11 protein-coding genes are annotated in these 13,962 nt (G+C 51.9%); 9 read left to right on the top strand and 2 right to left on the bottom strand.

All coding sequences use genetic code 11. The annotated features are described in order from the left end of the window. Entirely contained in the window at nucleotides 1-216 is a 216-nt protein-coding gene (locus MTP43_RS11905; RefSeq protein ID WP_154042303.1) for a transposon-transfer assisting family protein, read from the top strand. A gap of 96 nt (nucleotides 217-312) precedes the next feature. On the opposite strand, the gene MTP43_RS11900 is transcribed toward MTP43_RS11905, so the two are convergent. Beyond that, nucleotides 313-1,080, bottom strand: coding sequence for a hypothetical protein (locus MTP43_RS11900; protein ID WP_249234851.1), 768 nt, complete (start codon nucleotides 1,078-1,080; stop codon nucleotides 313-315). On the opposite strand from MTP43_RS11900, the gene MTP43_RS11895 reads away from it, so the two are divergent. The 7 genes from MTP43_RS11895 (at nucleotide 1,067) to MTP43_RS11865 (ending at nucleotide 12,534) form a co-directional block, all read left to right on the top strand. Further along, on the top strand, nucleotides 1,067-1,423 hold the full coding sequence (locus MTP43_RS11895; protein ID WP_007037450.1) for a TnpV protein: 357 nt from the start codon (nucleotides 1,067-1,069) through the stop codon (nucleotides 1,421-1,423). The genes MTP43_RS11900 and MTP43_RS11895 overlap by 14 nt on opposite strands. Before the next feature lie 152 nt (nucleotides 1,424-1,575). Further along, complete coding sequence (locus MTP43_RS11890) at nucleotides 1,576-9,084, top strand: SNF2-related protein (protein ID WP_442900568.1); 7,509 nt, start codon at nucleotides 1,576-1,578, stop codon at nucleotides 9,082-9,084. A 1-nt stretch (nucleotide 9,085) separates the two neighbouring features. Continuing rightward, nucleotides 9,086-9,892, top strand: coding sequence for a DUF3848 domain-containing protein (locus MTP43_RS11885; RefSeq protein WP_249234849.1), 807 nt, complete (start codon nucleotides 9,086-9,088; stop codon nucleotides 9,890-9,892). Continuing rightward, on the top strand, nucleotides 9,889-10,233 hold the full coding sequence (locus MTP43_RS11880) for a plasmid mobilization protein (protein WP_442900606.1): 345 nt from the start codon (nucleotides 9,889-9,891) through the stop codon (nucleotides 10,231-10,233). The genes MTP43_RS11885 and MTP43_RS11880 overlap by 4 nt, the downstream gene beginning before the upstream one ends. Before the next feature lie 151 nt (nucleotides 10,234-10,384). Beyond that, a complete protein-coding gene (locus MTP43_RS11875) occupies nucleotides 10,385-10,687 on the top strand; it encodes a hypothetical protein (protein WP_249234847.1) in 303 nt (100 codons plus the stop codon). Next, a complete protein-coding gene (locus tag MTP43_RS11870; RefSeq protein ID WP_215629888.1) occupies nucleotides 10,684-10,983 on the top strand; it encodes a CD1845 family protein in 300 nt (99 codons plus the stop codon). Before MTP43_RS11875 ends, MTP43_RS11870 begins: the two co-directional genes overlap by 4 nt. A gap of 138 nt (nucleotides 10,984-11,121) precedes the next feature. Then, a complete protein-coding gene (locus MTP43_RS11865) occupies nucleotides 11,122-12,534 on the top strand; it encodes a relaxase/mobilization nuclease domain-containing protein (protein WP_249234846.1) in 1,413 nt (470 codons plus the stop codon). A gap of 189 nt (nucleotides 12,535-12,723) precedes the next feature. Here MTP43_RS11865 and MTP43_RS11860 read toward each other — a convergent pair whose 3' ends face one another. Further along, nucleotides 12,724-13,065: a helix-turn-helix domain-containing protein gene (locus MTP43_RS11860; protein WP_430537805.1), complete on the bottom strand. Its 342-nt coding sequence runs from the start codon at nucleotides 13,063-13,065 to the stop codon at nucleotides 12,724-12,726. A 130-nt stretch (nucleotides 13,066-13,195) separates the two neighbouring features. Here MTP43_RS11860 and MTP43_RS11855 point away from each other — a divergent pair, with 130 nt between their 5' ends. Continuing rightward, nucleotides 13,196-13,738, top strand: a complete 543-nt coding sequence (locus MTP43_RS11855; protein WP_249234845.1) for a DUF1273 domain-containing protein — start codon at nucleotides 13,196-13,198, stop codon at nucleotides 13,736-13,738. The last annotated feature ends 224 nt before the right edge of the window (nucleotides 13,739-13,962 follow it).

The following is a 13,962-nucleotide window of genomic DNA, read 5'->3' as shown; positions in this document are numbered from 1 at the left end:
ATGGGAAACTTTACTTTTGAGGAAATGAACCTGATGTGCATTTACAATACCGGCAACCGCACCGGATTGATCGACAGCCTGCGTGAGATGTGCGGCGAGCTATCACCGGAGGAAACGGAACTGAGGGAGCTGACCGACAGCGCCCTTACGAAGCTCTGTGCGATGACCGATGAGGACTTTGCCCAGTTGGAGCTGTATCCGGATTTTGACCAGTAAACACCATAACCGCAGGGATGGGGTGGCAAATTGCCACCCCACCTCTTTACCCCAAAACCGAAAGGAGGACAGAACACCATGCCAACCAAAGCTGAACTATATGCACAGATGGCGGACAAGGTGGCAACACAGCTCACGGGGAGCTGGCAGGAATGGGCAGGGTTTCTCACCACTGCTTCCCGCCTTTACAAGTACCCGTTCCATGAGCAGCTGATGATCTATGCCCAGCGACCGGACGCCACCGCCTGTGCAGAGTACGATTTGTGGAATGAAAAGATGGGCCGCTATGTAAGGCGCGGTTCCAAGGGAATCGCTCTGGTGGACGATTCCGGGGACAGACCTCGCCTTCGCTATGTTTTTGACATTTCCGACACCGGAACCCGTGAACATTCCCGCACTCCCTGGCTGTGGCAGCTGGAGGAGCGCCATCTGGATTCCGTGCAGGCCATGCTGGAGCGCACCTATGATGTTTCCGGTGATGACCTTGCCGGACAGCTCACTGAGGTAGCCGGAAAACTGGCTGAGGAATACTGGACGGAGCATCAGCAGGACTTCTTCTATATCGTTGACGGTTCCTTTTTGGAGGAATATGATGAGTTTAACATCGGAGTACAGTTCAAGGCAGCAGCCACCGTCAGCATCACTTACTCTTTGATGTCCCGCTGCGGACTGGAGCCGGAACGCTACTTCGACCACGAAGATTTCATGGCGATTTTTGATTTCAACACCCCGTCCACCATCGGGGCGCTGGGAACAGCGGTCAGCCAGATCAACCAGCAGGTGCTGCGGCAGATCGGCGTCACCGTCCGAAATGCAGAGCGCGAAGCCAACCAAGAAAGGAGCAAACAAGATGAACAATCCCATGACCTATATCCAGAACGGAGACTATCTGATTCCCGACCTGAAGCTGAGCCAGCAGCCGGAGAAACCCCTGGGCAAGTACGGCAGGATGAGGAAAACCTACCTGAAGGAACACCGTCCCATCCTCTACAACCAGATGCTACTGAGCGAGAAGCTGTACCCGCACCTTCTGGAGATCGACGAGACCGCCCAGAGCAGACTGGAGCAGATGATACCCCAACTGGCGAAGGAAGCGGGAGCCACCGAGGAACTGAAAGCCAGCGATCCCATGAAGTGGGTGGGGCTGATGAACACCTGCAAAGCCCAGGCCGAGGAAATCCTGATGGCGGAGCTTATCAACAGCTGACCCTAAACCTGTTCCTCTCCGAAGCAGAACAGATCCAATCCATAGATGAAGCAGAGAATGTAGCGCATACATCCTCTGCTTTTTCTTTTGCTCAAAATGACATCGACCATGTGCTGCGTTTGGGCGGCAATACAGACCGCCAGAGGGAGCGTGTGGTTGCAGCCTTTGAAAAACAGAAAACCACCGCTGAGATTGCCGGGATACTGAAAACGCTGTACCACGGCGGCAACGGCCTTGGCAGTGTGAGCGCATGGTATGCCGAGGATGGTATCCATCTTTCTCATGGGAAGTCTGTCCGTTATGACAGGTCTGCCCAGGTCATTTCCTGGGAGAGCGCCGCAGAGCGTATCGGGGAGCTTTTGGAGAGCGGACAGTTTGCCTCCAATGTAGAGCTTGCAGAAGCGGCAGGCTATGAACGATCCCTCCTCTCGGAAAAGCTCTGGCATCTGTATCACGATTTCAGCGAGGACGCCAGAGAAGCCGGATATTTGTCCAGCCTGTCAGAGATCAAAGGCAATGGGTTCCCAGAGGAGACCCGCCGCCTGACGGAGCAGCTGAGTGACCCAGCTTTCCGCCAGACCCTCAAGGAAGAATACGCTGCCTTCTGGACTGCCTATCAGCAGGATCGTGACCTGTTGCGTTTTCACTATCACAGACCGAGGGAGATCTGGGAGAACCTGAAGGACCTTGACCTGCCACGCAGGACTTTTTCTTCGGACCTTTCCCAAGTGCCAACCGTTCAGCACTTCATTACCGAGGATGAAATCGACGCCGCCATGACTGGTGGCAGCAGTTTCGCCGGAGGAAAAGGCCGTATCTATGCGTTCTTCATGGAAAACCACACGGACAAGGAAAAAGTGAGATTCCTCAAAGACGAGTATGGCATTGGCGGTCGCTCTCATGCACTGTCCGGCGCAACGCACAGCGGCGAAGATCACGACGGAAAAGGACTGCACTATAAAAAGCAGGACTGCCCGGATGTTCACTTGAACTGGGAAAAGGTTGCCAAGCGAATTACCTCTCTTGTCCAGAAAGGCCGCTATCTTACCGAACAGGAACAGGCACAGTATGACAAGATCCAGTCTGAACAGGAACAGGCCGAAGAAGATGCCATTCAAGCCCAGCAGCCGGAGGTGGAGGAAGAAACTCCAAAGCCCACCCTTCGGGAGCAGTTTGAACAGTATAAGCCTGTGGTAACTGCCGCTATTTCCGAGGATGCCGCATACCGCAATGCCTGCGGTCATTCTGACCGTGAAAATGCTGTCATCGAGGGCAATGCTGCTGTGCGCCGTGCGGTCCTTGGTTCTAAGGATATGGAGCTGATCCGCCTTTATTCTGATATACCGGAGTTCCGCCAGCGTCTGCACCAGGAAGTGATCGACGAAACCTATCCAAAGCTCCATGAGCTTCTGCGCCCTCTTTCTCAGGAAGATATTGATACTGCCCTTTGTGCATGGAACGGCAATATCGAGAGTAAACACGCTGTCGTCCGCTATATGAAAGACCATGCAAGAGAGAAAGATACCGCTGCATGGCTGGCTCAGGAATACGGCGGCAGTAACAGCAACAGCCTGTTCGTTGTCCGTGCCGGCAGCCCGGAGGAAATGCAGCTGCCCTGGCCGAAGGTACAACGCAGGATTGCCCAGCTTATTCAGGAGGACCGGTTCTATACCGAAGAAGAACAGGACCGTTTTGACAACATCGACCCTATCGCCATCCGGGAAGCCCTGGAGGAAAGAGGGATTGTCAACGGCCATGTGGCAGACCCGGAAAAACTGGACAATGACCCGTTTATCCAGCGGGTGATGTCGGATGCAGAGCAGATCGCAGCTGCCGAGACAGAGCAGACTTCCGAAGTTTCCATTTCCGATGAGGAATATGATGCAGTTCGCCGCCCAACTCCGCAAAGAACCTCCTATGACCCTGCCGCCCCGGTTTATGCTGTGGGCGATACCGTATATATCGAGGATGACGCCTATCAGATCACCGAGCTGCGGGATGACACCGTACAGCTTCTGCCCACCGGTATGGTATATCCCATCTACCGGGCAGAGCGTAAAGAACAGTTCGAGCAGCTGCTTCGGGCAGACCGCCGCAATGCTTACTATACCGAGTTTCTTCCCATTGACCCGGACAAGGCAGATCAGGACCTGCGGGATGTATTGGTCCATGGACTGATGGATGAAGCAGATAAAAAACAGGTTTCCACGCTGCTGCAATCCGGCAGGAGCAACAGCGAGATCGCCTACTGGCTGAGTAGAGCCTATTCCGGTGAGATCGAGACGCTGAATCTGGAGACCGGCGATACTGCCGATTACCGTACCACGGCACAGGGCATGGAGCTGGAAGTCCTGGACGCAGAGGAAAAGCGTCTGGCTGTGCTGTATTTCCGCTGGGATGAAGTTGCGCCTTTGCTGCGCGGGATGTACGCCCGTCAGCAGGACGGGTTGGGACAGGAACAGCCCCAACCGGCTGCCGAATCCCCGACTTTCCTTTCCGAGACCGTGGCCGTCTATCCGGGCGACAAGAACAATCTGCCTTATGATGTGGTGGTGGAACGACTGCATATCGAGGAGCCGGAGCCACCAGCCCCTGTGACTGAGCCGGAGAAAACCTTTGAGGGGGTGTTGGACGAACACCCGGTTTCCATTCAGGTCAATGGCCAGTGGCAGACCTTCCCCAATGCTAAAGCTGCCGAGGAAGCCTCCTATGAGGAATACAAGGCTAACCTGCGTCGCAATGCAAAAAACTTCCGCATTACCGATGAGCATTTGGGCGAAGGCGGTCCGAAAGCCAAGTTCCAGGCAAATGTCAATGCGATTCGTTTGCTGAAAGAGCTGGAAGCTGCCGGACAGCAGGCAAGCCCAGAACAGCAGGAGATTCTTTCTCGATATGTGGGCTGGGGCGGTCTCTCTGATGCTTTTGACCCGGAGAAACCGGCATGGGCTTTAGAGTATGCCCAGCTAAAAGAACTGCTGACCCCGGAGGAATATGCCGCCGCCAGAAGCTCTACCCTCAACGCCCATTACACCAGCCCTACGGTCATTCAGGCCATCTATGAAGCGGTGGACCGTATGGGATTTGAGACCGGAAATATTCTGGAGCCGTCTATGGGTGTGGGCAATTTCTTCGGTATGCTGCCGGAGGAAATGCGAAACAGCCGTCTGTACGGCGTGGAGCTGGACCCTGTTTCCGGGCGCATCGCAAAGCAGCTTTATCCCAAGGCGGACATCACAGTAGGCGGCTTTGAGACCACCGACAGGCGTGACTTCTTTGACCTTGCCATCGGCAATGTGCCTTTCGGTCAGTATCAGGTCAACGACAAAGCCTACAACAAGCTGAATTTCAGTATTCACAACTACTTTTTCGCCAAAGCACTCGACCAGGTGCATCCCGGCGGCGTGGTGGCTTTTGTAACCTCCCGCTATACCATGGACGCCAAGGATTCCACCGTGCGCCGCTATCTTGCCCAGCGTGCCGAGCTGCTGGGAGCTATCCGTCTGCCCAATGACGCGTTCAAAAAGAATGCCGGTGCCGAGGTGGTATCGGACATCATCTTCCTCCAAAAGAGGGACCGCCCGCTGGACATCGTGCCGGAATGGACCCAGACCGGACAGACGGAGGACGGGTTTGCCATCAACCGGTATTTTATCGACCACCCGGAAATGGTGCTGGGCAGACAGGAGCCGGTAAGCACCGCTCATGGTATGGATTACACCGTGAACCCCATCGAGGGACTGGAGCTTTCCGACCAGCTGCATGATGCGGTGAAGTACATTCGCGGCACTTATCAGGAGGCAGAGCTGCCGGAGCTGGGCGAAGGCGAAGCTATTGACACCTCCATTCCTGCCGACCCCAATGTGAAGAACTATTCCTATGCCATTGTAGATGGGCAGGTGTACTACCGGGAAAACAGCCGTATGGTGCGCCCTGACCTCAACGCCACCGCAGAAGCCCGCGTGAAAGGTCTTGTGGGACTGCGTGATTGTGTGCAGGAACTGATCGACCTTCAGATGGATGCAGCGGTTCCGGACAGCACCATTCGGGAGAAGCAGGCGGAACTGAACCAGCTCTATGACAGCTTTTCTGCCAAATACGGTCTCGTCAATGACCGTGCAAACCGTCTGGCCTATGCAGATGATTCTTCCTATTACCTGCTCTGTGCGCTGGAAGTCATCGACGAGGACGGAAAGCTGGAGCGCAAGGCGGATATGTTCACCAAACGAACCATCAAACCCCATCAGGCGGTGGCTGTGGTGGATACGGCAAGTGAAGCACTGGCGGTGTCTATCTCGGAAAAAGCCTGCGTGGATATGAGCTATATGAGCCGGCTTACCGGAAAAACAAAAGAAGAACTGGCCGGAGAACTGCAAGGTGTGATCTTCTGTGTACCGGGACAGTTGGAGAAAGACGGCACACCCCATTATGTGACTGCTGATGAATACCTTTCCGGCAATGTACGCCGCAAACTGCGTCAGGCGCAGCGGGCGGCACAGCAGGACCCGGTTTATGCAGTCAATGTGGAAGCTCTTACCGCCGCCCAGCCCAAAGACCTGGATGCGTCGGAGATCGAGGTGCGTCTGGGCGCTACCTGGATCGACAAGGAATATATCCAGCAGTTTATGTATGAGACCTTTAATACCCCGTTTTATCTCCAGCGCAGTATCGAGGTCAACTATTCGTCCTTTACCGCTGAATGGCAGATCAAGGGGAAATCTTCCGTATCCTACAACGATGTGGCAGCCTACACCACCTACGGAACCAGCCGTGCCAATGCCTACAAGATTTTGGAGGACAGCCTGAACCTGCGGGATGTCCGTATCTATGACACCATAGAGGACGCAGACGGAAAAGAGCGCCGCGTGCTGAACGCCAAGGAGACCACCCTGGCTGCTCAAAAACAGCAGGCGATCCGGGAAGCCTTTAGGGACTGGATCTGGAGAGACCCGGAGCGCCGCCAGACTTTGGTGCGCCAGTACAACGAAGAAATGAACTCTACCCGTCCCCGCGAGTATGATGGCAGCCATATCACTTTTGGCGGCATGAACCCGGCCATTACTCTGCGGGAACACCAGAAAAGCGCCATCGCCCATGTGCTGTATGGCGGAAATACCCTGCTGGCACATGAAGTAGGCGCGGGCAAAACATTTGAGATGGTGGCCGCTGCGATGGAAGCAAAACGCCTGGGCTTGTGTCAGAAATCTCTTTTTGTGGTTCCAAACCACCTGACCGAGCAGTGGGCGTCGGAGTTTCTGCGTCTCTATCCTTCTGCCAACATCTTAGTCACCACCAAAAAGGACTTTGAAACCCATAACCGAAAAAAGTTCTGCGCCCGTATCGCTACCGGGGACTACGACGCCATCATCATGGGACACAGCCAGTTTGAGCGTATCCCCATCAGCCGGGAGCGTCAGGAAAGGCTTCTCTATGAGCAGATCGACGAGATCACCGAGGGTATCGCAGAGGTGCAGGCCAGCGGCGGTGAGCGTTTTACCGTCAAGCAGCTGGAGCGTACCAGAAAGTCTCTGGAAGCCAGACTGGAAAAGCTGCAAGCAGAGGGGCGAAAAGACGATGTGGTAACCTTCGAGCAGCTGGGTGTAGACCGATTGTTCGTGGACGAGGCCCACAACTATAAAAACCTGTTTCTATACACAAAAATGCGGAATGTGGCTGGTCTTTCCACATCGGACGCGCAGAAATCCTCCGATATGTTTGCCAAGTGCCGCTATATGGATGAGATCACCGGAAACCGTGGCGTGATTTTTGCCACCGGCACCCCGGTCAGCAACTCCATGACCGAGCTTTACACCATGCAGCGTTACCTTCAGTATGAACGCCTGCAAGAACTGAACATGACCCACTTCGACTGCTGGGCTTCCCGATTTGGGGAGACCGTCACAGCATTGGAGCTGGCACCGGAAGGCACCGGCTACCGGGCAAGAACGAGATTCAGTAAGTTCTTCAACCTCCCAGAGCTGATGAACCTGTTCAAAGAAGTGGCTGACATTAAGACTGCCGACCAGCTGAATCTGCCTACCCCGGAGGTGGAATACCACAACATCGTGGCGCAGCCTACCGAACATCAGCAGGAAATGGTCAAGGCCCTTTCGGAGCGCGCATCGCTGGTACACAGCGGAACCGTTGACCCGTCCCAGGACAATATGCTCAAGATTACCTCGGATGGCCGCAAGCTGGGGCTGGACCAGAGGATCGTCAACCAGATGCTGCCGGACGAACCCGGCACAAAGGTCAATCAGTGCGTGGACAACATCATGCAGATCTGGCGGGATGGCGAAGCTGACAAGCTGACCCAGCTGGTATTCTGCGACATTTCTACCCCGCAGGCAAAAGCTCCTGCAAGCAAGGCGGCGAAAACGCTGGATAATCCACTGCTTCACGCACTGGAAGGCGCTGTACCCCTGCCGGAGCAGGAACCGGCCTTTACGGTATATGACGATATTCGTCAGAAACTCATTGCTCAGGGGATACCTGCCGACCAGATCGCTTTTATCCATGAAGCTAACACCGAAGTGCGGAAAAAGGAGCTGTTCTCTAAAGTTCGTACCGGTCAGGTGCGTGTGCTTATGGGCAGCACCGCCAAGATGGGCGCAGGCACCAATGTGCAGGACCGTCTGGTGGCACTTCATGATCTGGACTGTCCGTGGAGACCGGGAGACCTTGCCCAGAGAAAGGGGCGTATCGAGCGCCAGGGCAATAGCAACCCTTTGGTTCATGTGTACCGTTATGTCACCGAGGGGACTTTTGATGCCTATTTGTGGCAGACGGTGGAGAATAAGCAGAAATTCATCAGCCAGATCATGACTTCTAAATCGCCGGTGCGCTCCTGCGATGATGTGGATGAAACCGCCCTCAGTTTTGCTGAGATCAAGGCTCTGTGTGCCGGAGACCCCCGTATCAAAGAGCGTATGGATTTGGATGTGGAGGTATCCCGCCTGAAGCTGATGAAAGCCGACCACCAGAGTAAGCAGTACCGCTTGGAGGATCAGTTGCTCAAATATTTCCCGGAGGAGATTGAAAAGCACAAGGGCTTTATCAAGGGCTTTGAATCTGACCTGGAGGTTTTGGCAGCTCACCCGCACCCGGAGGAAGGCTTTGCCGGTATGGAGATTCGTGGAGATCTGCTGACCGATAAGGAGAACGCCGGTGCTGCCCTTTTGGATGCCTGCAAGGAGGTCAAAACCTCCGATCCGGTGCAGATCGGCAGCTACCGGGGCTATGCCATGTCCGTGGAATTTTCCGCCTGGAAACAGGAATATACGCTCCTGCTGAAAGGCCAGATGACCCACCGGGCAACCCTTGGTACAGACCCTCGCGGAAATCTTACCCGTATCGACAATGCCCTCGCCCAGATGCCGCAGCGTCTGGAGGCGGCAAAGGCCCAGCTGGATAACCTCTATCAGCAGCAGGCTGCCGCAAAGGAGGAAGTCGGAAAGCCATTCCTTTATGAAGAAGAACTGAGAAGCAAAAACGCCCGTCTGGTGGAGCTGGATACCCTGCTCAACATCGACGGAAAGGAACAGGCACACGCTGAGGCTGTTGTTGCCAAAAGCGTACGGCCTTCGGTGCTGGATCATCTGAAACGCCCGGTGCCACCCCGCAGTACCGACAAGAAACCAAAACAGCATGAGGAGGTGCGATAACATGAATACCAACGATCTGAATACAGCTCTTTATGAAAAGATGGCTGCTGAGCAGGATAAATACAGGGACTGGCTGAAAAGCCAGCCCCCGGAAGAAATCCTGAATCACACCTATGAGTACACGGTCCGTGAGGACATCGTGATGGCGATGGAGGAACTGGAGCTGACCGATGCCCAGGCAGAGGCGCTTTTGGAATCTCCTTCGCCGCTGGAAGATGTGTACCGCTATTTTGAAAAGCTGGAGACCGGCTATATGGATGTGATCCGGGACAGCATTGAAAGCCGAGCCAATGAGGTATGCAGAGAACCAGAAGAACTTAATCCCATGGTAGTTTATCTTCATTCTGCTTCATACGCGACTAAGCATGGAGAAACAGACGCATATTGGCTGTCTGACCAGGCGAATTTTTCCTGTAAAGTTGCCATTGAGCAGGCAATCAGTGCCCATTATAGGGATAACAGGCTGGATACTGCTTCTGCGGTGCAAGAGATTTTGGAGGAATTTGGAGCAGAGCGGATGAACTTTATTCTCGCCAATACCATTCAGCATAAGGATGCAGATGGGCGGATCTCCCGTGACAACAAAGCATGGGCAAAGACCATTCCTATGCCGGAGGACAAAGAATCGTTTCGCCGCAATGCTTATCTGGTAGTAGATCAGGTCAATCCGGGACTTGTAGACCTGTTTGCAAGACAGGCTCGAAGGGCCGTTCAGGAGAAAGCAAAAAGCTCTGTCCTGCAAAAGCTCAAGCAGGAGCTGCCTGCCCATAAGCCTGCCGCTCCGAAGAAACAGGGACCGGAGAGATAACTATGGCAAAGCGTAAGAGGGATATGCAATTAAACTTTAGAGTTTCATCGGAGGAGCTTGCTGTAATTGAGCAAAAAATGTCTCAGCTTGGAACCTCAAACCGTGAAGCCTATCTAAGAAAAATGGCACTGGATGGGTATGTGGTCAAGCTGGAACTGCCAGAGCTGAAGGAGCTGGTCTCCCTAATGCGCCGAAGCAGCAACAACTTGAATCAGCTGACCCGTAAAGTGCATGAGACCGGGCGGGTTTACGACGCTGATTTGAAGGATATGTCCCAGCGTCAGGAGCTGTTATGGGAGGGTGTGAAGGAAATCCTTACCCAGCTTTCTAAACTTTCATAACAGGGATAGGTACTCCATTTGCGGAGGGAGGAAAGGCGTTTCTTCGCCGCACCTCCCTCCGCTTTTTCTTTTTGCCGGTATCCTTGTCTTTTGACTGTCCATACCGGATAATATGAAATAGAATAGCAGTGTAGCAAAGGAGTGAAAACAGATGCAGACCTTTGAAAAAGTGTTGGAGATTTTTGCGGACTATCTGGCCGCAGACGAGACCATCGAAGTTTATATCAGCTGTCATGGATGTGTAAGGGTTGAATTTGACCAAGACTTTCACTATTGCACCGGCGAGGTGTGCCATACTCCCAAGGAGCTGTTCGACCTCTTAGCCGATGATTACCGGACTTATCTGGAGATTGAACTGACTAAAGGCAAACGAGAAGTGACGGAAGATGATGAGAGAGAAGCGGATGCCCTATGCAAACGGCATCTGGAGCGTTGGAAGGAGGAACTGGAATGAAGATTTTGAAATGCCTGCTGATGATCGTAACTGCACCGGTCATTTTGGTGCTGACACTTTTTGTCTGGATCTGCACGGGGCTGATCTACATATCCGGTCTGGTGCTTGGCCTGCTCAGCATTGTGATTGCTCTGCTTGGCGTGGCTGTGCTTATTACCTATTCCCTGCAAAATGGTGTGATCCTTTTAGTCATGGCATTTTTGATTAGTCCCATGGGTCTGCCACTGGCTGCAATCTGGCTGCTGGGCAAGGTGCAGAGTTTGAAATTTGCCATTCAGGATAGGGTGTATGGATAAAGAAACAGGATGTCAGATTTAACATCCTGTCTCTACAAAATCGGAAGTGAAACTGCAATATTTTTGGAAGTCAAAAAGGTTAAAAGAACGCGGTCTGCTACGGCAGGCCGTTTTCTTTTCGGAAAGGAGGTCTGACCTATGGCAACCACAAGAATCATGCCGCTTCATGTCGGCAAGGGCCGCACAGAAAGTCGGGCGATCAGTGACATCATCGACTATGTGGCCAATCCCCAAAAAACAGATAACGGCAGGCTCATTACCGGCTATGCGTGTGACAGTCGGACTGCGGATGCAGAGTTCCTTCTGGCAAAGCGACAGTACCTTGCCGCGACCGGACGAGTGCGAGGTGCGGACGATGTGATTGCCTATCATGTGCGCCAGTCTTTCCGCCCCGGAGAGATCACTCCGGAAGAAGCCAACCTGCTGGGCGTAGAATTTGCCAAGCGTTTTACCAAGGGCAATCATGCCTTTGTGGTCTGTACTCACATAGACAAATCGCACATTCATAATCACATTATCTGGTCATCGGTCAGCTTAGAATATGACCGGAAATTCCGAAACTTTTGGGGCAGCACCAAGGCAGTCCGACAGTTAAGTGACACCGTCTGCGTCGAAAATGGACTGTCCATTGTGGAGAATCCGAAACCTCACGGAAAGAGCTATAACAAGTGGCTGGGCGATCAGGCAAAGCCCTCTCACCGAGAGCTGCTGCGTGTAGCGATTGACAACGCATTATCACAAAGTCCTGCTAATTTTGAGGAGCTGCTGAAGCTGCTGCAAGAGTCCGGCTGTGAAGTATCAAAACGCGGAAAATCGTATCGCCTGAAGCTCCCTGGCTGGGAGAAAGCCGCCCGTATGGACAGCCTGGGCGAAGGATATGGATTGGAAGATTTGCAGGCGGTTCTCTCCGGGAAGAAAGCACATACCCCACGAAAGAAAGTGGTCGCACAGGCAGAGCCGCCGAAGGTCAATCTGCTCGTGGACATTCAGGCAAAATTGCAGGCCGGAAAAGGGGCTGGCTATGCTCGATGGGCTAAGGTTTTCAATCTGAAACAAATGGCACAGACCATGAATTACCTATCAGAGAACAATCTGCTGGAGTATGCGATTTTAGAAGAAAAGGCTGCGGCTGCCACGGCACATCACAATGAGCTTTCGGTGCAGATCAAAGCGGCTGAAAAGCGCATGGCAGAGATTGCTGTTCTGCGTACTCACATTGTAAATTATGCCAAGACCCGTGAGGTCTATGTGGCATACCGCAAGGCAGGATATTCTAAGAAATTCCGGGAAGAACATGAGGAAGAAATTCTGCTCCACCAAGCTGCTAAGAATGCCTTTAATGAGATGGGCGTCAAGAAGCTGCCCAAGGTCAAAGAGTTGCAGACGGAGTACGCAAAATTGCTGGAAGAAAAGAAAAAGACCTATGCCGAGTACCGGCGTTCCCGTGAGGAAATGCGGGAGCTTTTAACGGCAAAGGCCAATGTGGATCGAGTGCTGAAAATGGAGGTAGAACAGGATGTTGAAAAAGAAAAAGACCACGGCCAGCGATAAGCTGGTCCTGGTCAAAAGCGTTCGCAGAACGCGCAGCCACAGAATGAAATTCTGTGTTCAAAGGGGCTTGGGGGCACTGCCCTCAACAAGCAGTTTGTGGCGAAATGGATAGCCACAAGCATTGCTTGCCACAATATGCTGCGCATAAAATGAAAAAACTAACGACGGGATGCTTACTGCCTCCTATCGTTAGTTTTCTGTGTTTAAGCGATTTATAAAACCAATCAGCATAATCAGATCGTCATCTGACATCTTTCTCATTCCGTCCAAAGCCTTCTTGATAAGCTGAGGGTTATTCTCCTGTGCATCAAAAAATTGAAGCGGCGTGATTTCAAAATACTCACAGATGTTGAGAAACTGCTTCATAGACGGCATAGAACGCCCGGAAGAAATTGCCTGAATATAGCTTCTGTTCTGCCCTAACTCCATGCTCATCTGATATTCTGAAACGCCTTTTTTCAATCGTAATTCTGTGATTCGATTGCGGATAAATTCTTCGTCCATACGCTCACCTCTCTGCTCTTTTAGCATAGCAGAAAGCAATTCTTGATACTTCGTATGTGTTGTGTTATAATTTTGTAATATAACCTTTATACGCATTATTATTTGCGTTATTTTTGCTTTATATGCGTAATCAAGGCAGTTATCAAAGGTGATTTGTATGAATCAGTATGCCTGTGCCATTACCGGCCACAGACCGACAAGGTTTTGCTTTGGATATAATGAGGAAGATCCCCTATGTCAAAAGCTAAAAGAATGTCTCATAGAGCAGTTTCGCATACTCCATGACGAGAAATTTGTCCGTACTTTTTTTGTCGGCGGTGCTCTTGGTGTGGATATGTGGGCTGGAGAACAGCTGCTGACGTTGAGGGCACAAACAGGATACGAGGATATTAAAATTATCGTTGTAATTCCCTTCATCGGCTATGACTCTAAATGGCCGGATCAGAGTAGACATAGATTGAAAAAACTAATCCAAAACGCAAACGATTCTATTGTTATTTCACATTCTGCGGATGTTTCCAGTTATAAAAAAAGAAATTATTATATGGTCGATCATGCAGAGTACATCATCGGTGTGTTTGATAATCAGAAAAAGCTGCGCTCAGGCACAGCACAGACAGTCAATTATGCCTTACGAAACGGAAAAGCAATCACTCTGATTCATCCAGATACTATGGAAATAACAACCCCTACGACTTAACAAATTCACAAAAATTTTTCATTGGCATTTCCAACAAAATATTTTCATTGAAGGAGTGCTGTGATATAATAAAATATAAAACTATGCTCAGAACAAATGGTGCCGCTATGAACAAATATATTGGACAGCAATTTGCTGCTTTAAGATACGAAAAAAATATTTTGGTTGTTGAAGAAACTACATCCGCTGGTGGATGCGGCTCCTTCAACGCGGCTTCTTCATGC

The sequence above is a fragment of the Faecalibacterium sp. IP-1-18 genome (assembly GCF_023347355.1).
Taxonomy (GTDB): domain Bacteria; phylum Bacillota; class Clostridia; order Oscillospirales; family Ruminococcaceae; genus Faecalibacterium; species Faecalibacterium prausnitzii.
The sequence above is the reverse complement of the archived record's forward strand: the minus strand, read 5'-3'. Positions and strand labels throughout refer to the sequence as shown.

Excerpts from the sequence above, each read along its gene's own strand:
- MTP43_RS11900 (WP_249234851.1), bottom strand. The coding sequence starts at position 1,080 with ATGGGATTGTTCATCTTGTTTGCTCCTTTCTTGGTTGGCTTCGCGCTC.
- MTP43_RS11885 (WP_249234849.1), top strand. The coding sequence starts at position 9,086 with ATGAATACCAACGATCTGAATACAGCTCTTTATGAAAAGATGGCTGCT.
- MTP43_RS11895 (WP_007037450.1), top strand. The coding sequence starts at position 1,067 with ATGAACAATCCCATGACCTATATCCAGAACGGAGACTATCTGATTCCC.
- MTP43_RS11870 (WP_215629888.1), top strand. The coding sequence starts at position 10,684 with ATGAAGATTTTGAAATGCCTGCTGATGATCGTAACTGCACCGGTCATT.
- MTP43_RS11875 (WP_249234847.1), top strand. The coding sequence starts at position 10,385 with ATGCAGACCTTTGAAAAAGTGTTGGAGATTTTTGCGGACTATCTGGCC.
- MTP43_RS11905 (WP_154042303.1), top strand. The coding sequence starts at position 1 with ATGGGAAACTTTACTTTTGAGGAAATGAACCTGATGTGCATTTACAAT.
- MTP43_RS11860 (WP_430537805.1), bottom strand. The coding sequence starts at position 13,065 with ATGCTAAAAGAGCAGAGAGGTGAGCGTATGGACGAAGAATTTATCCGC.
- MTP43_RS11865 (WP_249234846.1), top strand. The coding sequence starts at position 11,122 with ATGGCAACCACAAGAATCATGCCGCTTCATGTCGGCAAGGGCCGCACA.
- MTP43_RS11855 (WP_249234845.1), top strand. The coding sequence starts at position 13,196 with ATGAATCAGTATGCCTGTGCCATTACCGGCCACAGACCGACAAGGTTT.